This is a genomic window from Oleiphilus sp. HI0080, assembly GCF_001635135.1.
Window position 1 is genome coordinate 1 of the sequence record NZ_LWFU01000289.1, and the last position, 268, is coordinate 268.

The 268-nt window shown below is 40.7% G+C and carries 1 protein-coding gene; it reads left to right on the forward strand.

Annotation, left to right across the window (positions count from 1 at the left end; translation table 11 throughout):
- Positions 1-43: 43 nt before the first annotated feature.
- Positions 44-268: hypothetical protein (locus tag A3751_RS23400; RefSeq protein ID WP_231876832.1), on the forward strand; the 225-nt coding region annotated here is incomplete at its 3' end.

The window sequence follows — 268 nt, forward strand, 5'->3', positions numbered from 1 at the left end:
TTATGATGATCTCGTCGGCAAAATTATTAGTACGGCAGAAGCTGTGGTACGGTCTCATGACAGTGAATGGGTTGAAGTCCAAGAGGGTCGAGGTTTTTATAAATTTCCTGATAACAGCCCTTTTTTTCTTGACGGTGTAGAAATGCCAATCAATGAAGCAGCAGCATTTGGAAGTAGTTTGGTGCGTTTGTATATACTAACGGGTAAACAAGTCTATTTAGACCGTGCAGCTAATATTTGGAGACACTGGAGAGAAACTTTGTTTTGG